The following is a 25,005-nucleotide window of genomic DNA, read 5'->3' on the forward strand; positions in this document are numbered from 1 at the left end:
GCAGGGATTTTCGGCGCACCACGTCAAGAGGCGTTTTGTCTGTGATCGCTCAGACAGAACTAGCTGACAGCTGGAGGGGTCGGGTGGTGTTCAGGTCGCGTCTGCGCTGCTGGGCTGATGTTCCACCGCTGGCGCGCGTCCTTCTTGGTACACGGAGGGTTCCGGTTCGGGGTGGCGCCGGCCCTGGACGATGAACAGGACGATGCCGAGGGCGACGACGACGAAGGATGCCCAGACGTTCGCGGGGATGCCGAACAGGGCGTCGCTGGTGGGGTCGATTCTGATGGCCTCGAGCCAGCTGCGTCCGAGGCCGTACCAGATGAGGTAGAGGGCGAAGGTGCGTCCCCACCGGAACCGGTATCTGTGCTCGAGGAGGAGGATGATCGCGACGCCGATCAAGTTCCAGATGATCTCGTACAGGAACAGCGGGTGGAACAGCGTTCCGGCCGGGAGGCCGTCCGGGAACATGGTGTCCGTCGGCAGGATCTCGAGCCCCCACGGCAGCGTGGTGGGCAGCCCGAAGAGTTCGTGGTTGAAGTAGTTACCGATCCGACCCATGGACTGCGCGATGAGCATCGCGGGCGCGAGAGCGTCGGCGAAGGACCAAAGCCGGATGCCGGTTCGTCGGCAGCCGATGTACGCACCGACAGCGCCGCCCAGGAGGGACCCGTAGAGGGCGTTGCCGCCGTCCCAGATGGCGAAGATGTTCCCGAGGTTCGCGCCGGGATAGAAGTAGTCCCCGACGTGGGTGAACACGTGATAGAACCGGGCTCCGATGATGCCGATCGGGACAGCCCAGATGACGATGTCGACAACCACGCCGTCCTCCGCGCCTCGTGCCGACAGGCGTCGTTGGGTGATGATCACGGCGGCGATGATCCCGGCGATGATGCACAGCGCGTAGGTGTGGATTGTGAGCGGCCCGAGGGTGAACTGTGCCCACGACGGTGGGGGCTGGGAAGACTCGTCAAAAGCACGAAGCACCGCTCCTCATCTGGCATCGCTGTGAATGCCTCAACACATCATTGTTCAGCGCCGGTCCCCTGTGAACAGCGCCCTGGGAAGATTAACGGTGTTCGACACGGGAATCGTCGAACTCCTCCCAGGTCACCAGGCGAGGGCCCCGAGGAGCGGGCCTGACCGGTTTAGGCCAGGGAGAGGAAGAGCTTCTCCAACTCGGCGGGGGAGGTGACGTCGTCGGCGTCCGGATCGGTGAGGCATTCCCGCAGCGCGGTCGAGATCACGAGGAATCCGGCCCGGTCGAGGGCCTTCGAGACGGCGGAGAGCTGCTGCACGACGTCGCGGCAGTGCGCGTCGTCCTCGACGGCCGTAATGACCGCCGCCAGCTGGCCCTGAGCTCGCTTGAGGCGGTTGACGACTTTGCGCTTGGCCTTGGGGTCGTGGACGAGCGGGTCGCCGGGGACGAGGGTGTCGGTCATGGGTGGTCCTTCCGTCGAGTTGACAACCACTATACCCCCCGGGGTATCGTATTCACATGAACTGATACTCCCCGGGGTATCGCCGAGCAAGGAGATCAGCGTATGTGCAGAGCAACGAAGTGCCACACCTGTGGAAAGACGACCTGGACCGGGTGCGGTCAGCACGTCGCATCCGTGCGGAAATCCGTGCCCGCATCCGACTGGTGCAATGGCAGCCATACCCGTGCCGAAGTCCAGGCCGCCCAGTCTCAGCGGGGTGGCTTCTTCGCCCGCCTGTTCGGACGGTGATCGGCGATGGCGACCGTTGAACTGACCACCGGGAACTTCGAACAGCTCACCCACGCCGAGGGCATCGCGCTGATCGACTTCTGGGCTGAGTGGTGTGGACCCTGCCGGGCCTTCGCCCCGGTATTCGATGCCGCATCCGACAGGCACCCCGACATCATCTTCGGGAAGGTCGACACCGAGGCCGAGACCGCTCTGGCCTCCGCCCACCGCATCACCTCGATTCCGACCCTGATGGTCTTCCGCGACGGCGTCCTGGTCTACCGGCAGCCGGGAGCTCTTGCCGAGCCGCAGCTCGAGCTGCTCATCGAGAAGGCCCGCGGACTGGACATGGACGATGTCCGCCGCCAGCTCGCCAACACCGCTACCCCCTGAAAGGACTTGGCACCATGTGCGCACGAATCACCTGCTCCTCCTGCGGCAAGCCCACCTGGGACGGCTGCGGCCAGCACATCGAACAAGCCCTCGCGGGCGTCCCCGAATCCCAGCGCTGCACTTGCACGCACTGACCCAGAAGAAAGCGACGGAGACCCTTATGCTCCTCGAACGCCTCTACGACGACGACCTCGCCCACGCCAGCTACATCATCGGCTGCCAGCGCACCGGTGAAGCGATCGTCGTCGACCCGCGCCGCGACATCCAGGTCTACCTCGACCTCGCCGCGAAGAACAGCATGACCATCACCGCGGTCACCGAGACCCACATCCACGCCGACTACCTCTCCGGCACCCGCGAGCTCGCAGCCCGTACCGGGGCGACGATGTGTGTCTCCGGCGAGGGCGGTCCGGACTGGCAGTACGGTGTCGGGTTCCAAGACGCCACCCGGATGATGCACGGTCACCGCATCACGGTCGGCAACATCACGGTCGAGGCGGTCCACACTCCCGGGCACACCCCCGAGCACCTGTCCTTCCTCGTCATCGACGGCGCCACGACCTCCGAGCCGGGCTATGTCCTCACCGGTGACTTCGTGTTCGTCGGGGACGTCGGACGCCCGGACCTGCTGGACGAGGCCGCAGGCGGCATCGACACCCGCTTCGACGGCGCACGGGATCTTTTCGCGAGCCTCCGCGACTACTTCCTCACCCTGCCCGACTACGTGCAGGTACTCCCCGCGCACGGGTCGGGGTCCGCCTGCGGCAAGGCGCTCGGCGCCGTCCCGAGCTCGACAGTCGGATACGAGCGGCGCTTCGCCTGGTGGGCTCCCTACCTCGAGGCCGGCGATGAGCAGGGATTCATCGACACGCTGCTGAACGATCAGCCCGACGCACACGCCTACTTCGCACGAATGAAGCGGCAGAACCGCGTCGGACCGGCCGTGCTGGGCGAACTTCCTCCGCTCCTCGAGCGCAGCGTCTTCGATCTTGACGCCGACATCGACGCCGACCGGGTCATCATGGTCGACACCCGCCACCACTCCCTCGTGCACGAGGGCACTGTTCAGGGCGCGCTGAACGTGCCCGGAGTCGCGAGAGCAGCCAGCTACGGTGCCTGGGTCTACGACCCCGACACCGAGACGCGGCCGCTCGTCCTCCTCATCGACTCGGGGGACGCCGCGGCCCGGTTCCGAGATCATCTGCTGCGGGTCGGCATCGATCAGGTCGACGGGTTCATCACCACCCTCGATGGCCTCCCCACGGTGCAGCCCAAGACGATCGCCCCCACCGACCTGGACCAGGTCGACGCGGCGCTCCTCCTCGACGTGCGAAACCGTACCGAGTACAACGCCGGGCACATCCCCGGCGCCGCGCAGCTCTCCGGTGGTCGGGCCCTCTGGCACACCGACGAACTGCCCGCCGGCAAGATCCTCACCTACTGCCAGAGCGGCGTCCGCAATAGCGTCGTCGCCAGCGCCCTGCGCCGGGCCGGGCACGACGTCATCGAGATCGAAGGCAGCTACAACGCCTGGCTCGCCGCGACGCCGTCTCGGCCGACGGCCGCCTGAGCGGCCGAGGAGCTCGAGTGGACACCTCCATCATCCTCGCGATGACTCTCGCGGCCCTTGTCGGTGTCGCACTCGGGCTCCTCGGCGGCGGGGGCTCCATCCTCACCTTCCCCATCTTCTCCCTCGTCCTGGGCATCGGAACGAGGGAGACGATCGTCTCCTCTCTCTTCGTCGTCGCCATCACCAGCGCCGTCTCCGCCGCCTTCCGTGTGCGCCGACACGAGGTGCGCTGGAAAGTCGCCGGCGTCTTCGCGGCGACCGGCTTGATCGGGGGAATCGGTGGCGGGATGGCTGGTCAGCTGCTACCAGAAACCGTGCTCACCGTTCTGTTCGCGGCGATCATGATCGTCACAGCGATCGCCATGATGCGGCCGCGACGAGAACGCGCGGGGCGCCCTCCGACGCGGCCGGTCGTCCGTGGGATCCGAACGACAGGTACGGGACTCGGCGTGGGAGTCCTCACAGGGGCACTGGGAGCAGGCGGTGGGTTCCTCATCGTCCCCGCCCTCACCTTCCTCGGCCAGCCCATCGCCGCTGCAGTGGGGACATCGCTACTAGTCATCGTCGTGAACTCGTCCGCCGGCTTCCTCACCCAGATCACGACCGTGGCCATCCACTGGCCCATCGTCCTCACCTTCACCGCGCTCGCCGTCGCCGGATCCTTCATCGGTCTGGCACTGTCGCATCGCCTCCCGGCTGCCGGCATCCGCACCGGGTTCGGGGTTCTGGTGCTGGCCGTGGGGCTGACCATGCTCGCCACCCTCATCATTCAGACGCTCTCCGCCTGACCACCACCAGAAAGAAGCCGATGCCTCACGCGACCGACACCGCGCCCCGCGCCGGGGAACACGTCGACGGATACGAGGTGCCCGTCCTCGACGAGCACGCCGTCCGCATCGCCGCCGGCATCCTCCTCGCCATAGGCATCACCGCTCTTACCATCACGCTCGCCTCCGACAGCATCAGGCCGCTGCAGATGTTCGGCATGTTCTTCCTCCTCGACATGACGACGCGCGTACTCATCAGCGACCGGCTGTCCCTCACTCTCGCCCTCGGCCGTGCTCTGACACGCCGCCGCCGTCGGCACTGGGTAGGCGCGCCGCAGAAGGTCTTCGCCTGGTGGCTCGCCCTCGGTCTCGCTGCTATCTCGTGCGTGACGATGCGCGCTGGAATGGTCCCGCTACCCGTGACTCTCGGGCTCTGCGGACCCTGCTTCACAGTCCTGCTCCTAGAAGCCACCCTCGGGTGGTGCGCGGGATGTGCCCTGCACCAACGCTTCAGTAGGCAGCCCACCCGCCACTGCGCCAACGGCGCCTGCGACCGCTGACACCCTCGCTCCCTCACAACGAAAGGACGCACATGCGCCGCCTCACCCTCACCACCCTCGCCGTCATCACCGCACTCACGCTCACCTCCTGCGCCAGCACACCCACACCACAGGCCGACCTCGACCCCGACGCGGTCATCATCGACGTGCGCACCCCCGCCGAGCACGCGACCGGCCACCTCGACGGCGCCCTCCTGCTCGACGTCACGGGCGGCGACCTCCAAGCTGCGCTGCCGGACCTCGACCCCGAAGCCACCTACCTCGTCTACTGCCGTTCAGGTAACCGGGCAGGAGTCGCCATCGACCTGATGAAGCAGGCCGGCTTCACCGACCTCCTCAACCTCGGCTCCCTGGAAGACGCCGCCGCCACGACAGGCCTCCCCGTCGTGCAGCCCTGAGACGTACGTGCTCGCCCCCACGAGCACGTACCTGCGTGCACAGCACGCCACCGCATCGCTCGAGCGCTGCCTCGCGATGCACAGGCGGGGCGGGGTCCCCAGATACCCGCCCCGCCTGTTCAAGCCTGCTCGCCTTAGCCCACCGAAAACGATCGTTATCGGCAGCCCCGCCGACGTCGACGACCAAGTGCACGACACGCCGAGAAATGACCCGCCGAAACCCCCTGCCGAAACCCAACCGCGCCGAAACATCGGCGGTACCGTTTTCGGCATGGCACACGAAGTCGGCTACGCCTGAGTCTCCAAGCGCGAGCAGAACCGCGCCCGTAGTGGCTCGCCTGTCTCGAGTACCTGCGTCCGGGGGTAGCCTCAAAGTGCGCCGCGTCGACCGTCTCGCTGGCAGTGAGCACATCCCGATCGAGACGTTGCAGGAGCTCGACGCCCGACAGGTGAACATCGTCAGCCTCACCGAGCCGACGATCGACACCGCGACACCGATGGGTCGCGTCCTCTACGGCATCGTCGCAGTGTTTGCGCAGCTCCGCGTCGACACCATCCGAGACAACACAACCCGCGGCCTGGATTACGCCCGCAGCCAGGGCCGCGTCGGCGGCCGGCCAAGCGTCACCATACCCGAGCGGATCGGAACAGCCGAGCGCATGCGGGCCGAGCAGTACAGCTGGGCGAGCATCTCCCGCGTGCTGGGAGTCGGAGCCACCAGCGTGCGCCGAGCCCTCAACCGATAACGGTATCTATCACCCCTGATAGAATGGCCTATCGGAGGTGGCCGCCATGACGATCGCGGAGGTTCCGCCCGAGGCGCGTGCGGCAGTGCTCGCGCGCCGCCGGAAGGAGATGGTCGAGCTGGACTACCGGCGCGAGCTGCGCCGCCTGGATCAGCACGGATACAGTCAGCGGGAGATTGCCAAGTGGCTCGGGATCGCGCAGCCGTCGGTGCTCAGCGCGCTCCGCACCGCGGCGAAGGTGACGATGCCGCTGGACGGATTCTCCGGCGCGACCCCCTACGAGATTTGCCAGCGCTACGCCGCCGATTTCATTGACCGGGCGAAGCTCGTCGACGAGCTCACGCGATTCCCCTACGTGAAGGGCGTGCAGACGGACGGGTATGACTCGCTGATCGTCGACCCGGACGGCACCTGGTCGGAGGTCGGAGACGCCGTACGCCGCGGGCTCATCGAGGACGAGGTCTGCGAGGAAGTCTGCAACCGCCGACACGGTATCGCGGTGGCTCGTGCAGAGCACGCCGACACCTAGGCCACCGCGGCTCCTGCGCAGCGCCCCGATACCACTCTCCACAGCCCGTCAGGATTCCCTGTTGGGTAGTGGCGCAGTGTCCGGTTTGGCTGTGCTCGTTCAGGTTTCATTCGGTCGCGGATCCGCCGTCTCTCTTGGGGACGGTGAGGTTCGGCATCCGGGCGCCTTCCTCTACTGGATTTCCTTTACTGCTTTGTTGTGCGTACAACCAGGCCGGCGGCGACGAGCTCGTCGATCGCTGCGTGGATGTCCTTCGAGTCCTCGAATGCGTCCTCAAACGGGTTGAGTGGCCGACCCTGTGTCGAGAGCACTAGGGCATACAGTGCCTTCGCCGTGAGAGACAGCGAAGGGCCGTTGAGCACGGCGTCGGGAATGGCCGAGTCGTTGGGGTCATCGCTCACCGGGCGAAGGCCGAGTGCGAGGATCCATTCTTCGGCGTCAGGCATGGGCTCAGGGTACTGGTCGGTCGTTGGGATGTCATTGGTAAGCGGACGGGAGTACGATGACTCCCGTCCGCTTGGCTGGATGGTCAGCGGGTGACTCCGGTTCCGGCGTACGAGGCCGGTTCCGCTACCGGCCCCGAAGCTTCTGCTGCGGGGCCGTTAGCTTTTGGGGCGCGGTTGATGGTCGCGTCGGTGAACCGCAGGGATGCGCCGACGTTGTCGGCGACGACGTCGCGGGTCTCGCGTGTCTGGCCGCTGTCCTTGTCGGTGTACGTGCCGAAGCGGAGGTCTCCGACGACGATCGCGGCGTCGCCCTTGTGGAGCGAGTCGGTCACGTGGCGGGCCTGCTGGTTGAACACGACGACCCGGTGGAACACCGTGCCGGCGTCTTCCCAGCGTCCGGTGTCCTCGTTGAGGCGACGGTCGTTGACCGCGAGTGAGAACCGGGCGTACTCGTTGCCTGATTCTCCGGTGCCGTGTTCCGGGTCGGCGGTGAGGTTGCCCTCCAGCGTGACCGGGATCTTGGTGGTCATCTCCTTCTTCCTTTCGTCAGGGACACCTGGTGGCGTCCTCATTGTGCGTGGCCCTGGCTGGCCCACGCCGTCCATTCCTGCTCGTCAGTGACGTCCGTCCAGGTGCGGGGTTTGGCGGGTTTGTGCCCGTTGTTGCATCCGCCGCCATATGCCCTCGCGAGTCGGGGGGTGGCGATGGCGAGTCGTTCGTGCCAACCGATAGGTCCGAATCCGGCGTCGCTGGAATCGAACGCGGCGACGTGTGCGGTGTGGAGGGCGGAGAGCTCTTCGACGAGGTGGCCGTGTTTCCACCAGCAAGTGGGGACGACGCTGAGGGGGATGTTGTAGCGGACCGTGAACCACTCGACCCATGCCCGCAGGACGTTCCATCGCTCGGCGGCTTCGTCGGCTGTGAGTTCTCGCCAGTTGGTGACGAGTCCGCCGATCGGGGCGGATCCGCCGTGCCGGGAGTGCGGGTCGAAGCCGCTAAGTTCCTGGGCGAGAAGCGCATCGACATCTGCCGGGTCGAAGTCACTCATGATGCGTGCTTCGCCGGTCGCAGCTTCACCTGCAGCACCTGCAGGGCATGCGCCGATGCCTGCCGACGGGTCCGGTGCGAGGCCAGGACGATGTCGCGGTCGATCAGTCGATGCAAGAGTTCGTGACAATACGGGTGCAAGGCGATGAGGTCTTCGTCGTCTTCCCATGCCTGCCACTCACCCCGAATGATCCGCACCCCGCGATAGTCGAGATGGTGCAGCTCGAGTTGCGTCTTCGATCCCGGGAGTCCACAGGCCGCGCATGGCACGTTCCCGTTGCTGGTGTGGTCGCGGAACCAGCGCTCTCGTCTGGCGAACCAGGCGCGGGAGCGGAGGAACTCGTCTCGGTACAGGTTCTTCAGACCGGTGCGTCGTCTGTTGCTCATTCGTCGCTCACCGCCTCTGCCTGTTTGACTGGGTCCGCAGCCTGTGGCGGTTGCGGGGCCGCGGTGAACACGGCTTGCTGTTGCTGTTCGGTGTGGCGTTTGCCGTGCTGGATCTCGCGCGCGTCGCGCCGTTCGTCCCAGCCGGCGAGGTCGAGGAGCACACCCCTGCGGTTGCGGTAGGCGAGGAGGCCGAGGGTTTGCGGCATCCGCCGGATCTCGTCGACCGACATCAGCGGCAACCGTTCCTGACGCTCGCTGGTGTGGTGCCCGGTATGGTCGCTGTCCCAGGACCGTTCGGTGCGGCGAGCGTCACGCGTTCCGAGCAGCGCTTCAACGTCCCGCAGGTGCGCGACGTGGGATGCCCCGCCGAGGAGGACTTTGGCTGTGGCGGCGGCCCAGATGGTGTCGGCTTCTGCGCGGGACCATGCTGTTTCTGCTTGGGAGAGGGCTTGGAGGACAACGAACGTGCAGATGCCGCGGCCGCCGCCGTCTGCCATGACGCGGGGGAGTGCTCCCCAGCGGAACATGTTCGCGATCTCGTCCAGAATGAGCCCCAGCGGGTGCGCGAGCCGGGACCCCGGTGAGGCGAGCGCGCGTACGCGGGCGACCTCAACGATGTCATCCAGCAGCGCGCCGAGGAACCCGCCCATCGCGGACGCACCGGAAGACGAACCGACCAGGTACAGCGTGTTCGCGGCGTCGAGGAACTCGTTCGGGTTGAAGACCGGGTCGCCGCGACCGGGCATCAGCGCGGCACGGATCTGCGGGACAGCAAGAGGCGCGACGGCGCCTTGGACGCCGAACCAGATCGAGGAGACGAGCTTCTCGTCCCCGCTGATGGTCGCTTCGAGGTTATCGCCCCATCCGGGTGCGCCGTCGGAGCGGAGCACGTCGACGGCGGTGCGGGCGAGGGCGGGGCTGGATCCCCAGTCATAGATGTCTTCGATGGTGCGGTCGCCGACGGCGGCGGCGTGGAGGAGGCGGCCGAGGACGACGCCGGATGCTTGTGCCCATTCTCCGTTCGTGGTCGAGGCGCCCAGCGCGGTGCCGGTGATGATGGCATTGCCGCGCTGCATCGCCACGAGGGGATCCTCGCACCCGGCCAGGGGGCTCACCCGGAGTGGGTGGCGGATGCCGGAGAGTCCTTGGGGGTCGAAGACGTGGGTTTGTCCGCGGTGCTGGCGCATGTGCATCGTCGCGGTGAGGTTGTCGTTCGTCGTCGAGGTGGTGATGAGGGGGCCTGACCAGTCGAGGATCGCGGAGATGAGCACCCGGTACCCCTTACCGGAGCGGGGTGGTCCTTCGAGGGCGACGGAGTCTTCGATCGACACGTAGACGTCGCGGCCGCGGGAGCGTCCGACACGCCACCCCACATCCGTCGGCTTCGGATGCTCCAGGTCTGGGCGGAGCTGGCGGGCGCGGCGCAGCACGGCGCGGGCGGAGAGGTGCTGGCGGATCTCGGATGCCGGAGCGAACCCGGGCCGGTTGCGCAGGTCGGCGACGAACGCCCGATCCGATTCCCGGTACCGGCGGTAGAGAACGTACACCGCGACCCCGAGGCCGACCAGCAGCAGTACCGCGACGAGACCTGCGACGCGGATCTGCCACAGGGGCAGCGCGCACCCGTTGAGCCGGTACTGGGCTGGGTCTCCGGTGACGGCGAGGATGAGACCGGAGAACAGGCTGGTCGCTTCAGGCCGGACACCGCACACCATCTGGGTGATGGCTTCAGCGATAAAGGTGAACGCAAGCGCCAGGATGAACGCTGCCGCCACGACGACAGCGAGTGCCTTGCCGAACCAGCTGCTGTTCATGATGAGGTCCTGTTCAGTCCAGCCCGGTGGCGCCAGCTGCGGCGACGCGAAGCCACGCGTCCTGCGCGGTCCGGCCGAGGGCGTCGAATCGCAGCGGCCCGCTCTTGAGCGCGGGGTCGAACGGGATGGTCTCGACGACCCTGACCTGGTCGGCGAATCCGGCGGCGATGGTTTCGGCGTCGCGGCGGGAGCCTGATTCGGGGGTGGTGACGACCACGACGGCGTTCGCGGCCAATGCCGCCGAGTGCCGGTCGCGCTGGCGGAGCGCGTCCAGGAGCAGGGAGGCGGACTCGGCGGATTCGGGGGAGGGGAGGGTGGGGATGACGAGTTGGTGGGAGTTGTCGATCATGCGGAGCCACCGGTCGGCGGACTCATCGTTGCCGGAGTCGAACACGATGAGCCGGTAGTAGCGCACGGCGACCTGCAGCAGCAGGTCGAACTCGTCCTTCTCGATCCGCTGATGTGCGGCGAGCAGTTCCGGGTTGGAGCGGAGGACGTCGTAGCGATCATCGGGCTGGTGATGTACGAACCGGGAGATGTCCGAGACGGATGCTGTCGCGGCGAGCAGGTCGTGGGCGGCGGGGAGGAGATCGCGGATGGTCGTGTCATAGAGTCCCTGTTCAGTGCGCCAGCCCAGCGTGCCGCGGGTGTCGTTGTTGTCCCAGGCCAGAACGTTGCCGCCGCCGTATCGGGCGAACACTGCCGCGACCATCGCGGATGTCATGGTCTTGCCGACACCGCCCTTGCCGTTGGCGACCGCGATGTTCCGGTATCCGGCCCAATGCCGAGACACCCGTGAGATGGCTTCGCGCCGTCGCTGCTGCATTTTCGTTTCGGCGATCGGGATGCCGGCGCGTGCCGCGAGGCCTCGCCATCCGGTGCTCGCGTGTGGCGCGTCGGCGCCAGGCGCGATGAACGAATGTCGCGAAGCCGAGGCATCTTCTTCGGCGCTGACGTCGTCCGGCCCAGGTGGGGCAGCGGCAGGAGCGGGCTCCGTCGCCTCGGGGGTGATAGACGGCAGCGTGGCGTCGGCTGTTGGTGCGGCGGTGATGTCGCCGGTTGCGCTGATGAGGAGGTGGTGTTCCCCGCGGTCCCCGGAGGTGATGAGCTCGAGGGCGCTTCCGGTGCGCCTGGCTTCGTCCGTCGCGCGCCGCACGACGATGTGGCGGATGTCCTCGTCCGCGGAGGCGGAGATGGGTTCTGCGTCACCGTTGGGGGCGATGAAGGTGGCGTTCGGGCCGGTGACGGTCGCGTATGCGCGGGGCGTGGTCTTGGTGGTCATTGCAGTTCCTTCTGGGCGGTCAGCCATCCGTCGACCGAGGTGTCGTCGGGCCAGAGCGAATCGACCACCGGGTCGTCGAGATTGCGGAACTCGTCGTCGTATCGGCTGTCGAGGTCCATGGCGTCATCGGTCTCGAAGAGGTCGTACTCCCACTCGGTAGAGGTGGCGAACGCATCCACCAGGTAGGAGAACTGTCCGACGTAGGCGAGGAACTCACCCTTCCGCAACTGGCGCGCCATGGCGGCGTGCGCGGGCGGGATGCTCAGGCGCTGTTGGATGCTGGTACCTTCTTGCTGGTTGATGCGGAAGATGAACTTGTTCTCGATATCGCCGGCGATCGAGTAGGCGAGATTTCGTTCTTGGGAATCTGCTTCGCCGACAGCGTCCAGGTCGCCCATCTTGTGCAGAATGACGATGTTGCTGATCCCGTAGTGACGAGAGAGCTTCAGCCACTGCTGGTACATCTGCAGCGAGGCGAGTGAGGTCATGTCGCGCCAGCCTTCTTCGCGGATGACGTACCGGGTGCGGTGTGCGCTGCGGTCGGAGATTACGGCCTGATTCCAGGCAGTGGTGCAGATCTGTGACAGCTGCGCGACCAGATCCCCACGAGCGAACAGCTCGGAGGTGTCGACGACGACAATGGGGGCGGCGTCGTCGAAGCTGACGGTCGATTCGTCTTCGAAGAGTCCGGAGAGGTCGCCGTTGACGAATCGACGCAGGACGAAGCTGGGCTGGATGGCGCCTTGCGCAAGATGCCGGTCCTGATCGGTCTCCCGAGCCAGCGCAGTCAGCTCGACGTACACCCCGCGCAGGGTCGGCCGGTCGTTCGTGTGGGTGATGCAGCGCTCGAGAGCTTCGAGGAGAGCGGCGTGCTCGACGGCCGTGAGATGCGAGGCGGGGAGGGCCGCTTCCACCAGGGAGGTCAGGACGGTGATGCGGCGCTGCTTGACCATCTGCTCGTGCTGTTCATTCGTGACACCGGTGCGGCGCGGGCCCCGGTCGAGCGGGTTCAGACGGGTGTCGTATGCGCCACCGAGCCGGATGACGTTCCCTCCGGGGATCGCTTCGGCGACGGTCACCCATTCACCTTTCGGATCGGAGGGCACCACGGCTTGGTGCCCGAACGCCATCGACCGGGTCACGAGGGTCTTGATGACCGCGCTTTTCCCGGCCCGGTAGGCGCCCAGCACCAGCACGTTGGTCGAGAACGAGCCCCGGTCGCTGCTGTCCGCGTAGGTTTCCCAGGGCGAGAAGTGCCAGAGCGAGTCGGCGTTGAGGTCCACACCCACGATCGGCCCCCGGTGCCCGAGCCCGGCGTCCGCGACGAACGGGTAGATGCCGGCGATGTGCTGCGATGTCGCCTGATGGGGCGGAACCTGCAACGGGGCGAGACTCCAATATCCGGATTCGGCGAGTCCGGGGCCGAACGGACCCGGGACAGCCGGCTCCGGGAGTCCGTGGTCACGGCGCGCGACAGGAGGCGGGGCATCGTATCGTTCGTACCGGGCGTTCTCCCTGTGGAGTGCGCGGCGTTCCCTTCGGGAGAGGCCGTCGGGTTCGAAGATCAGGCTGCGGCGGGTCATCATCTCATCCCCAGCCCGATGGGGATTGCGTTGACCATGAGCGCTTCGGCTTGCTGGCAGTACAGGATCTGCGCTTCCATCTCCGCTTGCGCGAGAGCGTTCCGCATCCCGGCCAGCGCCTGGTCGAGTTGCTCCTCATCCGGAGCGGTCACGGTGAGATACCCGCCGTAGCGAAACTCACCGTGACCGGCGACAAGTTCCTGCTCTTCCTTTTCGAGGGCGAGCCAGTCGGCGTCGTCGGCGGCGTTCCCGTCCGTGCCCCGTTTCGCGCGGAGCTTCTCGTTCCCGCGCCACACCTTCTTCTCATCCCGCACCCGCTTGAGCGCCTGCTTCAAGGGAACGGGTGTGAGGACGAGGGAGAGGATGTGCGTGACAGCTTCCCCGGTGTGCGGGTGCCGAGCGAACACCAGGGGAGAGACGAAGCCGACGTGGGCATCGGACCGTGGCCACTCGTGGATCCACATCGTCGTATGCACACCGGAGTCGGTGCGCACCAGCCGGTTCGAACCGGCCGGCTCCTCGAGATACATCGGCCCGATCGCCAGCGGATCTACACCGGAAAGACTCTCCGTGCGGTTTTGGACGTTGGCGGCGAATTCGGGGTCGAACGCGATCCGCGCGAGGGCGGCGATCTCCCGGGGCGACAGCCACGAGCGGACATTGATCTTCGCGGCGGTCAGAGCGTCGGCGAGGGTGCGGGTTTCGATCAGCGCCAGGGCCTGGGCCCCGGTTCGGCCGCCTCCGAGCGCTTTGACCTGTGCGCCGAGGGTGACGAGGTTGAGCGTGAACGTCAGGTAGTTGCGATGCGCGACAGCGAACCGTTCGGAGTCGTTCATGACGCGCTCATAGTTCGCCGCGACAGGTGAGGTCCGGTCGAGCTCTCGATGCTCCGTGACCGTGTCGTAGTGCTCTCGCGCGCTGCGAATAGTCGTCGGCAGCGTGCGCTCCTGCAAGGTGATGCGCGTGACGCCGGGCCGCTGCGTGAACGATGCCAACACTCGCGACCACTGCTGCGCGAGATCGAGACGCTCCGGGGCGTTGTGCATCAAGAACCCTTGAACTTCAAGCTCCGCGGTCACCGACACGGTGCGGCCACGTGGGTCGTACACGCACGCGACACCATCCACGTCCCATAACTGGACCGAGGCGCGAACCCCGGGCAGGTTCAACGTGCCGACCACCTGGACATGCTCGGGGCGGAAGACCTGGGTCGTGGCACCTGTCGCGTGACGCGTCTGCTTCATCACCCACAGACCGAGCATCTTTGGCGCAGACAGCCCGTGGACGGTGATCACCGCGCCGATCCCGAGCGCGAGGTAGAGCGGGGCCGCGTAGAGAAGCCCGACCGGGCCGAATCGGTTGGTGAAGATCAGCACGATGACCGCGGCCGCGGCGATGCACCCCAGCTGCCAGCCGTCCATGCCCAACACGATCCCCTGGCGTGAGCGGCCAGGAAGCCGGACCGGGCGCTCTTCATTCGATGCAGCGGTCATGGCATCTTCCTCTCAGGGTGCGGAGGTGCCGGTGTTGCCGGCGGCGTCGGGCGGGACGCGGTAGGGGCGCTATTTGCGGCGGGCTTCGCGGTCGGTGCGGTGCGGCTCCGGGCTGGGCTCCCGGCCCCCGCGGGGCGTTGCGTGCTGGAGCGGGACGGCTTGGCCGCGGTTGCGGATACGGCGCCACGGGCGGCTCCTGCTGCGGGGATGCCGGCGGGCATGCCGGCCAATCGTGACGGCATCCGACCGGCCGAACGCGCCGCGCTCGTGGCGACCCGGCCCGCAGAGCTGCCGATGCGGGAGCCGAGGCTGTCGGTGGCCGATCCTCCGACGAAACTGAACAGCCCAAATACCGCCAGCGGTGCGAACGCGGCGAGGACGAGACCCACCAGGAGCGGCCAGGACTGCGGGTCCCAGATGCTCTCCACGTCCGCCAGCCCGTTCACGATCAACGCGACGAACCCGTTCGTCAGCGGCCCCGCCAGCAGCAGGGCGACCGTGGCCGAGACGTATCTGACGACCCACTGCGGACCGACGGTCTTCACCGGGAACAGCATCCACGCGACCGGACCTACGGCGATCAGCGCGGCCAGTGCGATGTTCCGGAATGCGAAGACGAGCATCAGCAGCAACATCGCCAACAGCAAGAGCCCGTGGATGAGGAAGGCGAAGAAGTAGTTGGCCTGTCCGCCGGCCCACATCACTTTCTGCAGGTCCTGGAAGAGCGTGATCGGGCCGTCCCGGTTCATGACGTACCAGGTGAGGTCATCGATCGCGTTCAAAAGATGCCCGATGCCCCACAAGGTCAAAGGGACGGCGGGAATCGCGATGAACGTGCGCACGATGGCGCCGACCAGTTCGTCTCGGTTGCCGGACACGATCGCCGCCGCGATCGCCCAGACCATCGCTCCGAAGAGCACGGCGAGCACTGCCCACTGCCAGAACGACCATTCGCCGACCGCTGCCGTCCACAGCACTGTGGTGGTGTCGAACCGCATGTTCGCCGCGACCAGCAGCATGACGGCGGTGGTACCCATCGCCATGCCGCGCCCCGCGTTCTCGAACGTTACGCAGACCACGTCGCCCACGCTGCACCCGTACTCGACTATGAGCGCTTTGCCGCCGGCTTCTTGAATCGCCCGCACATGACCCTCGTAGGTCGTGCAGACTGTGGCGCGGATACCATCCATGAGGACGCCTCGGAAACACTGCTGTGGCTTGACGTCGCTGCCGTTCGTGGGCGTGCACGACACTTGGCCGGAAGTTTCCTTGCAGAGGACCGGATACGCGGGGGATGACCATGGTTGTCCAGTGACTGGAATCAGAACTCTGGCCGGTGCGGTCGCGGCCATGGTGGTCACATGATCATGAGTGACTGCGTGGGCAGGGGCCAGCGCGCACACTCCTGCCAGGAGCCCGAGGAGGACTCCCGCGATGGTTGTGCGCCTTCGGTACATCAGAACCCGAAGTCGAAATTGACGAACCAGGCAAACAGTCCGTTCGCCGCACCCAAGACGGCGGCGGCGATGAAGATCCACAGGATGTTCTCTCCCGCCCACGTGCGGACACGGTCGGACGCCAACCCGCGAAAGCTGAGCGCCGCGCCGGCGACGACCAGCATGATGAAGACCACGATCATCGCGCCGGCAAGGATGTAGGAGGCGATGACTTGTAACCCTTGGAAGAACGGGGCGGAGAAGTCCGGATTTATATCTGGGACGTCGACGGTGAATGGACTGTGCACGATGATCTCTCTTTCGGTCTCACTTCAGGGGCAGGCCGAGCGCGGTCATGAACGGCTCGGGATCGATCGCGACTCCGTCGCGCTGGACTTCGTAATGCAGATGGCAGCCGAAGGACCTACCGGTGTTGCCTTCGGACCCCACCGGATCACCTGCCACGACGGCATCTCCGACAGCGACGCGAAGCGACTCCCATTGCATGTGCCCGTACAGCGTCACAAGGCCCCCGCCGTGATCGATGCGGACGGTGTTGCCCCAGCCGTAGAACTCGCCAGCGGTTATGACGGTGCCCGGGCCGGCGGCGTGGATGGTGGTTCCGCAGCCCTGGGCCATGTCGTACCCCTGATGGTCAGTGGAGCAGTAGGAGCATCCGACGACCGGGTTGTAGCCGTACCCGCGACCCTTGAAGTAACCGCCTGCAAGCGGGTAGCCCCAATCTCCGCTGGCTGCCGGAACTTTGGCGGCGCTGACCGCGGCCGCGGGGGCGATGGAAGAGCCGGCCAGAGCCAACGGGATCATCGCCAACGGAGCGAGGGCGAACAGGGCAAGCAGCGCCACCGCCGCGAACAACATGACCACTATCCGACGCGCGGTCCTCGAGCGGGCGAGGGCCGTGATGGCGAAAGCGGGAACGCCCACGTCAGGGCTCCATGGGCTCCGGGAAGTAACGCACGACCTTGCAATCGCCCGGTTGCTGCGACGACCCCGGCGTCGGCACGGAACCCTCACCACAGAGCACCTGCACGCTGACCCGCACGGTCTCGTCGTAACTGTGCTCAGAGCCGTCACCAGAAACCCGCACGAACGTCAACGTCACATCCGCCGTGCCGATACGCATGTCACCACTGGGATCCTCAGGCACGTCGACGAAGTCGATATCGCCGACAACGGATGCCGTTACACGTCCTTCCTCTCGTCTGAGCGAGTCCCACTCTGGCTCCGGGAGAACTACCGACTGCCGCAGCTCGAGTTGTGCCGCTTCCATCTCTTCCTGCTGGTCGGCGGACGATGTGTACCGGGTGTCCGGGGTGAACCAGGTGTCGAGGTAAGTGAGCCAGTCCTCGCGCTCGCCCAGCTGCGTGTCGAATGCGGACGCTGCCTCGAGGGCGCGCCGAATGTATAGTTCCGGATCGGTCGTGATCGGTTCAGGAACCCACCCGACCTCCGCCACATCGGGGTCTACTACATCCCCCTTTGTAACCGGCGGCGAGGTCCCCGTTGGGGCCGAGGGGGCGATTGTCGGCGGTGGCGTCGGGTCGTCTGCAGGCGGGGTGAGCACGGCGTTCACGAAGATCGCGATAAGGCCAGCAAGCAGGATCGCTCCGCCGATGAGAGCCCAAAGAAGGCCCCGTTGGCGTGTGCGCTCCCTGGCCATGATGGTCAGCCCTCCCGAAGCATCAGGATGGCGGCGTAGCCGGGGCTGCACTGCACCGGCGAACGCCGCAGTGACGAACTGGACGTTACTCCGGTCCGCTTTCGCGTGTCTGTAGGCCGTTTGGGGGACACGACTGGTCGCTCATCCCTGCGAATTATCACGTTCTCCATCGTCGACCTGAACATGATGTGAACGGTACACCCATCCACTTAGGAAGTAAACCGGTAATCAATCCGGTTCCAAGTGGATGTGTACACGCCTACGGCGCACAATGGAGGCATGCCCAAGTACGCACGCCCAGTGGATGGCGAAGGAGCCGAGGGGCCGCTTGCCGTCTTTGGGAACATGGTCAAAGCGGGGATCATTCGACAGGTGCGCCGCACACCGAACGTCGGACGCAAGGCGATCGCCGACGCGCTCGAGGTGGCGCCGACGACGATCGTCCCCTACCTCGGGGAGCTGGAAATGGCGGGGCTTCTACTGGCTGATCCGCCGAAAGCCGTGCGGAGGCGGGGGGAATGGGTTGTCTACCGCGTCAACGACGAAGCTGTCACCGAGCTGTATCTGCGGCTTGGGCAGGAGATCGGGGAGATCTAGATCTCACCGGGTGGGCCCCGTTGCCGTTTGGCGCTCGCCGCTGAGTGCACCCTCGGCTGGAGCCCGAAGAATAGGCGCACAACAAACCCGGCTCGACTTACTCTTGTTCTGCAGGGCCGGTTGGCGAAGTACAAGATCCCGCGCGACGTGATCTTCGTGGATGATCTGCCACGCACCGCCAGTGGCAAGGTGCGCAAGAACGAGCTGCGGCAGCAGTACAGAGGTGCACCAGCGTGAGGGGCGCGAGGCGTCGTTTATCGCCCGACCCTGACCACTCTCAAGTGTCCGAAAAGTGTCCGGAGTCTCCCGGGTAGAGCGATTTTGACGAGCTATGACCGTGTCTGAAGTGTGTGACGAGTTGGACACTGATGCAGACGAGATCCGCGAAATCTCGCGGTTCTCAGGCATGAGTAGGGGAGTGAGCCCGATCGGCACCGATATGCTCCGGGCCCAGGCCGCGACCCTGCTAAGGTGGAGTCCTCGCAAGGGGACCGAGGGTTCAAATCCCTCCGTCTCCGCCAAGAATCCGGATCCTGGGACGAAGTCTCGGGGGCCGGATTTTTCGCTGCGGTGGGTGGCGCTTTTCGGCCCTGGACTCTGGCGGCTAAACGCCCTCTTCCCTCCACGCCACGCTGAGCACCCCGCTCACGCCCGTCACGACGATCCGGTCGGATCCCTCGTGCGCGATGACGGCATCCGGTGATGTCGGAGTCTCGACGCGTGCGCCGGCGGCGGTCGCCGGCGGCAGCGTCAGCACGACCCGGGCGTCGGTCAGACCCTCGACGCGCAGTCCGCGGGTGCGGTCGGCGGGGAAGGGGGCGATCTCGCGGCAGCGCAGCATCCCCTCCGCCTGCTGGGTGACGAACACGCGGCACTCAGCGTGCACCGACTTCGGCAGCTGGTAGACCGTCGCTCCCTGCTCGTGCCACGCCTCGGTGTGGTTCAGCAGCGGCGCGCCGTCGGCGAACGACAGCCGCAGCCGCGTCGTCGTGTCGGGCACGTACCCGCTCAGCCACAGCCCGCCGGCGTGGCGACGGATGCCGAGCACGGCACGCGCGCCGTCCGCCGAGCACAGTTCGTGCGAGACCGAGACGCCGAGCGTTGCCACGGCATCCCGCAGCAGCGCGGCGGCGTCGTCGAACCGCGCGCGGTCGACGAGGATGCGGTGGCGCACGCCGCGCTCATCGGGCTCCGAGTAATCGAACGGCGCGGAGCCGCGCACCCAGATCGCCGTCCCCGGCGATCCGAGGTCGCCGCCGCCGTACGCCGTCGCGTACGGCGCCTCGGCCCCGGCAGACGTGCGCACGCTCGCCAGCATCCGAGTACCGTCCACCGGATGCACGACACCGATCGGTCCGTCGGACAGCAGCGCGTTGTGATGCAGCATCCTGCGGCGCCCGCCCGGCAGGCGGTCACCGACGAGGTCGGTGACGAGCGCGAGATCGCCCTCGATGACCGCCGCACCGTCAGCCGCACCATCAGCGGCTCCATCGCCCGTACCATCACCCGCATCAGAGCCCGCCTCGAGCCCCAGCAGCCCGAGCGCCTCATCCGCTACCCCGCGCAGTGACCCGTAGACGACGACGTGGCCGCCGGCATCCCGGTGCGCGCGCAGTGCGGTGATGACGTGCGCGGCGAGCGCTCCCGCGGGCACGATGAGGATGCTGCTCCCCAGCGCGCCCGACGCCTGTGCGCCGGCCAGTTCATCGGTGCTGACCACGGTGTTCAGCGGCAGTCCGGCCGTGATGGCCGCGGACAGATACCAGTCCTCCGCATAGGGCCGCGCGATCGTCTCGGGGTCGGCGGCCATGGCCTCGTGGTACTCCCGGAACGGGTACACCCACACCAGCGGGCCGGCCGCGTCGGGCCGGGTCTCGAGGTCGATCGCGATCGCGCTGCCCACCTCGCGCGCGCAGCGCTCGTCGAGCACCCCGTGGGCGGTGTCGATCGAGAGGATGTTCACCTCGCGCGGCGGCTGGATCGTGCCGTCGCCGGTCACTCGGGCGGCGCTCAGCGGCAGGTGGATGTCGAAGGTCTCGCGGTGGTAGAAGTCCCACCACGGCTGCTGCCAGAACCACGGGTCGTTGGCGTAGAAGCGGAACCGGTACCCCTCCGAACCCGTCGGCAGCATGGCGATGCGCGACAGGTATCCGCCGATCTCTATGCCGAAGTCCTCGTTCAGCGGACCCCACGGCGAGTTCGGCGGCGGGCCGGCGATGTGGCCGCGCTCGTAGATCTCCAGGGCCGGCACGCTGTCGGCGCCGATGTCGATGCCCGCGCTCTGGTTGGTGCCGCGCACCTCGATCGGTACGGACAGCTCGCGGCGCAGATCATCCCAGAACTCCAGCGCCCGTGCCCGCAGGCCGGCGGTGCGGTCGGTGTGGAAGCTCGCCCCGTCGAACGATTCGCCGAGCTCCGACCAGGCGTAGCCGCTGAAGCCGAAGCCGTTCGACAGCCACAGGTAGTCGAAGCCCATCGCGGCGAGGTAGTCGTCGGCCTGCCGCCCGAGGAACTCGCCGAAGCGGGTGCCGGTCGGGATGCCGTCGGGGTATGCGGCGTAGTGATGGTCGTCGGCGTCGAGCACGGAGAAATGGCGCACCATCTCGATGATCGGCCCGATGCCGACATCGGCGCCGCGGGCGAGGATCTCGGGATGCCGGCGGAACTTGAATGCCGAGGCCGCGAACTCCGGTCCCGGGTCGAAGGTCGCGCCGACACGGGTCGGGATGCCGCGGCTCTCGCCGGTTTCGCGGATGATCCGCACGAGCGAGCGGATGCGGTCGTAGTCGAGCGCGGGCGGATCGTCGCGGTAGCGCACCGCGACCCGCTCGGGCTCCTTGTGCTCGCCGTAGGGGTCGGCGTCGACGTTGTTGAAGCCGATGGTGTCGGCCCACACGACGGGCGCAGCGAGGTCGCCCGCCCAGTCGAGGATCTCGCTGCCGTCCGAGATCCACAGCAGCAGCGAGCACTCGCCGGCGGTGGCCAGCAGTGTGCTCCACTGCGTGAACATCTCCTCGACGCCGGTGCGCAGCGAGGCGTCGTCGAAGGCGTCGAAGGGCTTGAGGGAGGTCTCGAGGGTGACGGTCGCCAGCTTCGGTGCGAGACGGTGCGCGCGGGCCGGAATGCGCTCAGGACTGCGAGATGTCATCGCTGATGCGCTTCTGCAGCTTCTGGGCGGCATCCTGCAGCGCCGTGAGCGCGGCGTGGATGTGCTCGTCGTCGAAACGGTGGACGGGGCCGCTGACAGACAGGGCCGCGACGATCTGCTCGTCGCGCGAGAGCACGGGCACGGCGACGCAGCGGATGCCGAGGATGTACTCGCCGTGATCCTCGGCGTAGCCGAGTTCCCGCGCGCGGGCCAGATCGACCTTCAGCGCAGCCAGGTCGGCCATGGTCGTCTCGGTGAACTGCTCCAGCCCGCCGCCGGGGTAGAGCGCGTCGAGCTGGGCGTCGTCGAGGCCGCTGAGCAGCGCCTTGCCGAGTCCGGTGGCGTGCGCGGGCAGGCGGGCGCCGATGCGCTGGTCGAACACGAGGGTGTGCGAACCGGGGCTCTTGGCTATGCACACCTGCCCCTGCCCGGAGAGCACGGCCAGACGAACGGTCTCGTCGATCTCGTCGCGCACCTCGTCCATGAAGCCGCGTGCCCGCTGGCTGAGCGTCTGCGCGTGGTCATAGGCCTGCCCGACCTCCCAGGCGCGCAGGCCGAGGCTCAGTCGCAGGTCGGCGTCGCGCTCGACCCAGCCGCGATCGATCAGGGCTCCCAGCACGTGATGCACGCTCGACTTGGGCAGCCCCAGGCTCGACGCGATGGTGGTGAGCGTCTGGCCCTCTTCGGCGTCAGCGAGCAGTTCGAGCACGCGCAGGGCCCGGTCCGCGGCCGGCGCGGTGATCTTCGAGGAGGCGTCGTCTGGCATTCGTCTTCCGTTCGATATGTCGAATCGCTGTTGCTTTGACTGAACAGTACTGGGAACCCTAGTGGGCGCCCGTCGGTGATGTCCACCGAACCGCCGCTCGATCGAGCGCCCGGCAGTCCTGCCGGAAAGCTCCGGCGAGTGAGGCTTGCGCGGCGTCGGCATCCGGGCTTAGTCTGCACGATACAGCATATGAAAACCCGGTTCCAGATGTGGAACAGATTGGTGAACAGTGTCTCTGTCCCTCTCCACCACCGCGACGCACTCCGCCGCCCCGGCGGCGACGATGAGCGCGCTCGTCCTCGAGGACTACGGCCGCATGGTCGTGACGCAGCGACCCGTGCCGGCCGTCGGTGACGGCGAGGTGCGCGTGCGCGTGCACGGCGTCGGCGTCTGCGGATCCGACCTGCACGGCTACACCGGCGCGAACGGCCGCCGCTTCCCGGGTCAGATCATGGGGCACGAGGCGGTCGGCACCGTGGATGCCGTCGGCGCCGGCGTGACGACTCTCGCGACCGGGCAGTGGGTGGTCGTCAACCCCACCCTCGCCTGCAACGACTGCGCCTGGTGCGCGCGCGGCCAGCAGCACATCTGCCCGCAGCGGCGCGTGCTCGGCGTCGACCCGACTCTGTCGAGCGCCTTCGCCGAGTTCTTCGTGGTGCCCGAGCGCAACCTCATCCCCTTCGGCGGCATCCCGCTGCACGGTGCGCTCGTCGAGCCGCTCGCCGTCGGGTACCACGCCGCCCGGCGCGCGGGCGTGGGCGCGGGAGACACGGTCGCCGTCGTCGGCGGGGGACCGATCGGTCAGGCCGCCGCGCTCGCCTGCATCCGTCTGGGGGCCGCGCGCGTGATCGTCAGCGAGCCGCGCGAGGCGCGTCGGCGGCTGCTGGAGGACATCGGAGCCGAGACCTTCGATCCGTTCACCGAGAGCGTCCCGCTCGGTGCCGGCGAAGCGGATGCCGCGATCGACGCGGTCGGCGCCAGCGAGACCATCCTCACCGCGCTCGAGGTGACCGCCCCCGGCGGCACCGTCGTGCTCGTCGGGATGGATGCGCCCGCCGTCGAACTGCAGGCGTACCCCCTGACCACCCAGGAGCGCTCGCTCGTCGGCGCCTTCTGCTACACCGCCGAGGAGTTCGCCGAGACGGCGGCCTGGGCGGCCACGGTGCCCGAGATCCTCGATCGGCTGATCGAGCGAGCGGTCTCACTCGACGAGGCCCCCGCGGCCTTCGACGAGCTCACCGACCCTGAACGCCTCGCCGGGAAGATCATCATCGAGTTCCCCGCGATGCCCGAGAGCGCCGGATCACCGGCGACCTCTTGACCGTCCTGCATCACCCGAGTTACCAATCATCCAATGGAGGATCGCATGTCACAGTTCATGTCGAGTCGTCTCACCCGGCTCGCCGGGGTGTCGCTCGTCGCGGCGCTGGCCCTCACGGGCTGCTCCGCACCGAGCGAAGAGGCACCCAAGAGCACCGGTGAGGTGAGCGGCGAGCTGAGCATCGCCACGACGAGCGACATCGGCATCGGCGCGCTCATCGAATCGTTCGAGAAGGAGACCGGGGTCGACTTCGAGACCACGTTCGCCGAGGCGGGCGCCCTCAACGAGCAGCTCTCGCTGCAGATCAACGGCGGCACCGCACCCGACATCTTCCGTTCCGCGCCGGGCTGGGCGGCACCCTCCTCGGTGCTCAACCTCGCCGACATCGGCGCCGTGCGCGACCTTTCCGGCGAGGACTGGACCGCGAACGTGCCGAAGGCGTTCGAGTCGCTGCAGGTCTACGAGGGCGGCACCTACGCCTACCCCACCTTCGGGCAGGCCATCCTCGCCTTCTACAACATCAGCGTCTTCGAAGAGGCCGGCGTCACCCCGCCCACCACCTGGGACGAGCTGATCGAGGTCTCCGACAAGCTCAAGGCCGCAGGCAAGGTGCCGATCTCGCTCGGCTTCGCCGACAACTACGTGACGCAGTTCATCACCTACGCACTCTCGGCCACCCTCGTCAACGGCGCCGAGCCCGACTTCTACGAAGAGCTCAACGCCGGCAAGACCACGTTCGCCGAGTCGGACGGATGGCGCGAGACCTTCGAGAAGATCGTGAGCCTGATCGAAGACGGCTACACCACCGCCGACCCGCTCGGCACCCCCGGCGACCCGGCGATGCAGGCGGTCGGCAACGGCGATGCCGCGATCGTGATCATGCCCTCGGGTGCTTCGCCGAATCTCGCCAAGATGACCAAGGGCGGCTGGGACAACCTGGGCATCTTCGCCTTCCCGGCCACGAACTCGGCTGACGACACCTTCATCCCGTTCAGCCCCGACTTCCTCGTCGTCAGCAGCAAGACCGAGAACCCGGATGCCGCTCTCGCGTTCCTGGATCACATCTCCCAGCCCGACAACGCGGCGGCATTCGCCGAGGCGCAGGGCGCCATCCCGGCGCTGACCAACGCGACGCCGGTCGACAACCAGCTCAACACCGCCATCCAGGTCTACCTGGATGAGGAGCGCACCACGCCGTTCGCCAACCACACCTGGCCGGGCGGAGAGGTCGCCGCGGCGCTGATGGCCGGCCTGCAGCAGGTCGTCCAGGGCGACAAGGACATCGACGGGCTGCTCGCCGACCTCGACACCGCCTATGCCGGAGTCAAGCGTTGA

The 25,005-nt window shown here is 67.2% G+C and carries 27 protein-coding genes and 1 tRNA gene; 12 read left to right on the top strand and 16 right to left on the bottom strand.

Features of this window, described 5'->3' with window-relative positions; all coding sequences use genetic code 11:
- Positions 1–90: 90 nt before the first annotated feature.
- Together lgt and H7694_RS01930 are read right to left on the bottom strand one after the other, a co-directional pair.
- A complete protein-coding gene (gene lgt, locus H7694_RS01925; RefSeq protein WP_193597890.1) occupies positions 91–984 on the bottom strand; it encodes a prolipoprotein diacylglyceryl transferase in 894 nt (297 codons plus the stop codon).
- A gap of 161 nt (positions 985–1,145) precedes the next feature.
- Positions 1,146–1,439 carry a metal-sensitive transcriptional regulator gene (locus H7694_RS01930; RefSeq protein WP_033105407.1) on the bottom strand — a complete coding sequence of 98 codons (294 nt, stop codon included), beginning with the start codon at positions 1,437–1,439 and terminating at the stop codon, positions 1,146–1,148.
- Between the two features lie 294 nt (positions 1,440–1,733).
- Between H7694_RS01930 and H7694_RS01935 the strand changes: the two genes are divergently transcribed.
- From H7694_RS01935 to H7694_RS01965, 7 genes are all read left to right on the top strand, one after another.
- A complete protein-coding gene (locus H7694_RS01935; protein ID WP_033105406.1) occupies positions 1,734–2,099 on the top strand; it encodes a thioredoxin family protein in 366 nt (121 codons plus the stop codon).
- Between the two features lie 160 nt (positions 2,100–2,259).
- Positions 2,260–3,669, top strand: coding sequence for an MBL fold metallo-hydrolase (locus tag H7694_RS01940; protein ID WP_182252225.1), 1,410 nt, complete (start codon positions 2,260–2,262; stop codon positions 3,667–3,669).
- A 17-nt stretch (positions 3,670–3,686) separates the two neighbouring features.
- Complete coding sequence (locus H7694_RS01945) at positions 3,687–4,457, top strand: sulfite exporter TauE/SafE family protein (RefSeq protein ID WP_193597891.1); 771 nt, start codon at positions 3,687–3,689, stop codon at positions 4,455–4,457.
- Positions 4,458–4,477: 20 nt separating this feature from the next.
- The gene (locus H7694_RS01950; RefSeq protein WP_033105402.1) at positions 4,478–4,996 is read left to right on the top strand and encodes a DUF4395 domain-containing protein; all 519 of its coding nucleotides are present in this window, start codon (positions 4,478–4,480) and stop codon (positions 4,994–4,996) included.
- A 32-nt stretch (positions 4,997–5,028) separates the two neighbouring features.
- Positions 5,029–5,394 (top strand): rhodanese-like domain-containing protein, encoded by a 366-nt coding sequence (locus H7694_RS01955; RefSeq protein WP_033105401.1) that lies wholly within the window; start codon positions 5,029–5,031, stop codon positions 5,392–5,394.
- A 374-nt stretch (positions 5,395–5,768) separates the two neighbouring features.
- The gene (locus H7694_RS01960) at positions 5,769–6,140 is read left to right on the top strand and encodes a recombinase family protein (protein WP_222591668.1); all 372 of its coding nucleotides are present in this window, start codon (positions 5,769–5,771) and stop codon (positions 6,138–6,140) included.
- A 46-nt stretch (positions 6,141–6,186) separates the two neighbouring features.
- On the top strand, positions 6,187–6,669 hold the full coding sequence (locus H7694_RS01965; protein ID WP_227468241.1) for a helix-turn-helix domain-containing protein: 483 nt from the start codon (positions 6,187–6,189) through the stop codon (positions 6,667–6,669).
- Positions 6,670–6,854: 185 nt separating this feature from the next.
- On the opposite strand, the gene H7694_RS01970 is transcribed toward H7694_RS01965, so the two are convergent.
- The 12 genes from H7694_RS01970 to H7694_RS02025 form a co-directional block, all read right to left on the bottom strand.
- Positions 6,855–7,115 carry a hypothetical protein gene (locus tag H7694_RS01970; RefSeq protein WP_147039227.1) on the bottom strand — a complete coding sequence of 87 codons (261 nt, stop codon included), beginning with the start codon at positions 7,113–7,115 and terminating at the stop codon, positions 6,855–6,857.
- Between the two features lie 83 nt (positions 7,116–7,198).
- On the bottom strand, positions 7,199–7,645 hold the full coding sequence (locus H7694_RS01975; protein WP_186806186.1) for a single-stranded DNA-binding protein: 447 nt from the start codon (positions 7,643–7,645) through the stop codon (positions 7,199–7,201).
- Between the two features lie 38 nt (positions 7,646–7,683).
- A complete protein-coding gene (locus H7694_RS01980) occupies positions 7,684–8,163 on the bottom strand; it encodes a hypothetical protein (protein WP_193597893.1) in 480 nt (159 codons plus the stop codon).
- Positions 8,160–8,549 carry a hypothetical protein gene (locus tag H7694_RS01985; protein WP_193597894.1) on the bottom strand — a complete coding sequence of 130 codons (390 nt, stop codon included), beginning with the start codon at positions 8,547–8,549 and terminating at the stop codon, positions 8,160–8,162. The genes H7694_RS01980 and H7694_RS01985 overlap by 4 nt, the downstream gene beginning before the upstream one ends.
- Positions 8,546–10,363 (bottom strand): type IV secretory system conjugative DNA transfer family protein, encoded by a 1,818-nt coding sequence (locus H7694_RS01990; protein ID WP_193597895.1) that lies wholly within the window; start codon positions 10,361–10,363, stop codon positions 8,546–8,548. Before H7694_RS01990 ends, H7694_RS01985 begins: the two co-directional genes overlap by 4 nt.
- Before the next feature lie 13 nt (positions 10,364–10,376).
- Positions 10,377–11,645 (bottom strand): MinD/ParA family protein, encoded by a 1,269-nt coding sequence (locus H7694_RS01995; RefSeq protein ID WP_193597896.1) that lies wholly within the window; start codon positions 11,643–11,645, stop codon positions 10,377–10,379.
- Entirely contained in the window at positions 11,642–13,231 is a 1,590-nt protein-coding gene (locus tag H7694_RS02000; RefSeq protein ID WP_193597897.1) for a hypothetical protein, read from the bottom strand. Before H7694_RS02000 ends, H7694_RS01995 begins: the two co-directional genes overlap by 4 nt.
- A complete protein-coding gene (locus H7694_RS02005; protein WP_193597898.1) occupies positions 13,228–14,721 on the bottom strand; it encodes an SCO6880 family protein in 1,494 nt (497 codons plus the stop codon). The genes H7694_RS02000 and H7694_RS02005 overlap by 4 nt, the downstream gene beginning before the upstream one ends.
- Positions 14,718–16,082, bottom strand: coding sequence for a hypothetical protein (locus tag H7694_RS02010; RefSeq protein WP_193597899.1), 1,365 nt, complete (start codon positions 16,080–16,082; stop codon positions 14,718–14,720). The genes H7694_RS02005 and H7694_RS02010 overlap by 4 nt, the downstream gene beginning before the upstream one ends.
- Positions 16,083–16,177: 95 nt before the next feature.
- On the bottom strand, positions 16,178–16,465 hold the full coding sequence (locus H7694_RS02015) for a hypothetical protein (RefSeq protein ID WP_193597900.1): 288 nt from the start codon (positions 16,463–16,465) through the stop codon (positions 16,178–16,180).
- Between the two features lie 19 nt (positions 16,466–16,484).
- Positions 16,485–17,102: a M23 family metallopeptidase gene (locus H7694_RS02020; RefSeq protein ID WP_227468242.1), complete on the bottom strand. Its 618-nt coding sequence runs from the start codon at positions 17,100–17,102 to the stop codon at positions 16,485–16,487.
- 1 nt (position 17,103) lies between these two features.
- Entirely contained in the window at positions 17,104–17,838 is a 735-nt protein-coding gene (locus H7694_RS02025) for a hypothetical protein (RefSeq protein ID WP_193597902.1), read from the bottom strand.
- 279 nt (positions 17,839–18,117) lie between these two features.
- On the opposite strand from H7694_RS02025, the gene H7694_RS02030 reads away from it, so the two are divergent.
- The 3 genes from H7694_RS02030 to H7694_RS02040 all read left to right on the top strand — a co-directional run bounded on the left by H7694_RS02030 (position 18,118) and on the right by H7694_RS02040 (position 18,956).
- The gene (locus H7694_RS02030) at positions 18,118–18,435 is read left to right on the top strand and encodes a helix-turn-helix transcriptional regulator (protein ID WP_193597903.1); all 318 of its coding nucleotides are present in this window, start codon (positions 18,118–18,120) and stop codon (positions 18,433–18,435) included.
- Positions 18,436–18,462: 27 nt separating this feature from the next.
- Positions 18,463–18,672 (top strand): AMP-binding enzyme, encoded by a 210-nt coding sequence (locus H7694_RS17775; RefSeq protein ID WP_264674912.1) that lies wholly within the window; start codon positions 18,463–18,465, stop codon positions 18,670–18,672.
- Positions 18,673–18,850: 178 nt separating this feature from the next.
- A tRNA-Ser gene (locus H7694_RS02040) sits at positions 18,851–18,956 on the top strand.
- Between the two features lie 83 nt (positions 18,957–19,039).
- On the opposite strand, the gene H7694_RS02045 is transcribed toward H7694_RS02040, so the two are convergent.
- A complete protein-coding gene (locus H7694_RS02045) occupies positions 19,040–21,583 on the bottom strand; it encodes a hypothetical protein (RefSeq protein WP_193597904.1) in 2,544 nt (847 codons plus the stop codon).
- A complete protein-coding gene (locus H7694_RS02050) occupies positions 21,564–22,349 on the bottom strand; it encodes an IclR family transcriptional regulator (RefSeq protein WP_193597905.1) in 786 nt (261 codons plus the stop codon). Before H7694_RS02050 ends, H7694_RS02045 begins: the two co-directional genes overlap by 20 nt.
- A 229-nt stretch (positions 22,350–22,578) precedes the next feature.
- Here H7694_RS02050 and H7694_RS02055 point away from each other — a divergent pair, with 229 nt between their 5' ends.
- Both H7694_RS02055 and H7694_RS02060 read left to right on the top strand, forming a co-directional pair.
- Entirely contained in the window at positions 22,579–23,670 is a 1,092-nt protein-coding gene (locus tag H7694_RS02055; protein WP_227468243.1) for a zinc-dependent alcohol dehydrogenase, read from the top strand.
- Positions 23,671–23,715: 45 nt separating this feature from the next.
- Complete coding sequence (locus H7694_RS02060) at positions 23,716–25,005, top strand: ABC transporter substrate-binding protein (protein ID WP_193597906.1); 1,290 nt, start codon at positions 23,716–23,718, stop codon at positions 25,003–25,005.

This window comes from Microbacterium sp. YJN-G (genome assembly GCF_015040615.1).
GTDB lineage: Bacteria > Actinomycetota > Actinomycetes > Actinomycetales > Microbacteriaceae > Microbacterium.

What these genes read in the sequence shown, in the direction of transcription:
- H7694_RS01975 (WP_186806186.1), bottom strand. Translation starts at nt 7,645, where the DNA reads ATGACCACCAAGATCCCGGTCACGCTGGAGGGCAACCTCACCGCCGAC.
- H7694_RS01995 (WP_193597896.1), bottom strand. Translation starts at nt 11,645, where the DNA reads ATGACCACCAAGACCACGCCCCGCGCATACGCGACCGTCACCGGCCCG.
- H7694_RS02030 (WP_193597903.1), top strand. Translation starts at nt 18,118, where the DNA reads ATGCCCAAGTACGCACGCCCAGTGGATGGCGAAGGAGCCGAGGGGCCG.
- H7694_RS02045 (WP_193597904.1), bottom strand. Translation starts at nt 21,583, where the DNA reads ATGACATCTCGCAGTCCTGAGCGCATTCCGGCCCGCGCGCACCGTCTC.
- H7694_RS01965 (WP_227468241.1), top strand. Translation starts at nt 6,187, where the DNA reads ATGACGATCGCGGAGGTTCCGCCCGAGGCGCGTGCGGCAGTGCTCGCG.
- H7694_RS01940 (WP_182252225.1), top strand. Translation starts at nt 2,260, where the DNA reads ATGCTCCTCGAACGCCTCTACGACGACGACCTCGCCCACGCCAGCTAC.
- H7694_RS01980 (WP_193597893.1), bottom strand. Translation starts at nt 8,163, where the DNA reads ATGAGTGACTTCGACCCGGCAGATGTCGATGCGCTTCTCGCCCAGGAA.
- H7694_RS01970 (WP_147039227.1), bottom strand. Translation starts at nt 7,115, where the DNA reads ATGCCTGACGCCGAAGAATGGATCCTCGCACTCGGCCTTCGCCCGGTG.
- H7694_RS02060 (WP_193597906.1), top strand. Translation starts at nt 23,716, where the DNA reads ATGTCACAGTTCATGTCGAGTCGTCTCACCCGGCTCGCCGGGGTGTCG.
- H7694_RS02000 (WP_193597897.1), bottom strand. Translation starts at nt 13,231, where the DNA reads ATGATGACCCGCCGCAGCCTGATCTTCGAACCCGACGGCCTCTCCCGA.
- H7694_RS01950 (WP_033105402.1), top strand. Translation starts at nt 4,478, where the DNA reads ATGCCTCACGCGACCGACACCGCGCCCCGCGCCGGGGAACACGTCGAC.
- H7694_RS01955 (WP_033105401.1), top strand. Translation starts at nt 5,029, where the DNA reads ATGCGCCGCCTCACCCTCACCACCCTCGCCGTCATCACCGCACTCACG.
- H7694_RS02050 (WP_193597905.1), bottom strand. Translation starts at nt 22,349, where the DNA reads ATGCCAGACGACGCCTCCTCGAAGATCACCGCGCCGGCCGCGGACCGG.
- H7694_RS01990 (WP_193597895.1), bottom strand. Translation starts at nt 10,363, where the DNA reads ATGAACAGCAGCTGGTTCGGCAAGGCACTCGCTGTCGTCGTGGCGGCA.
- H7694_RS01930 (WP_033105407.1), bottom strand. Translation starts at nt 1,439, where the DNA reads ATGACCGACACCCTCGTCCCCGGCGACCCGCTCGTCCACGACCCCAAG.
- H7694_RS02025 (WP_193597902.1), bottom strand. Translation starts at nt 17,838, where the DNA reads ATGGCCAGGGAGCGCACACGCCAACGGGGCCTTCTTTGGGCTCTCATC.
- H7694_RS01985 (WP_193597894.1), bottom strand. Translation starts at nt 8,549, where the DNA reads ATGAGCAACAGACGACGCACCGGTCTGAAGAACCTGTACCGAGACGAG.
- H7694_RS02005 (WP_193597898.1), bottom strand. Translation starts at nt 14,721, where the DNA reads ATGACCGCTGCATCGAATGAAGAGCGCCCGGTCCGGCTTCCTGGCCGC.
- H7694_RS01935 (WP_033105406.1), top strand. Translation starts at nt 1,734, where the DNA reads ATGGCGACCGTTGAACTGACCACCGGGAACTTCGAACAGCTCACCCAC.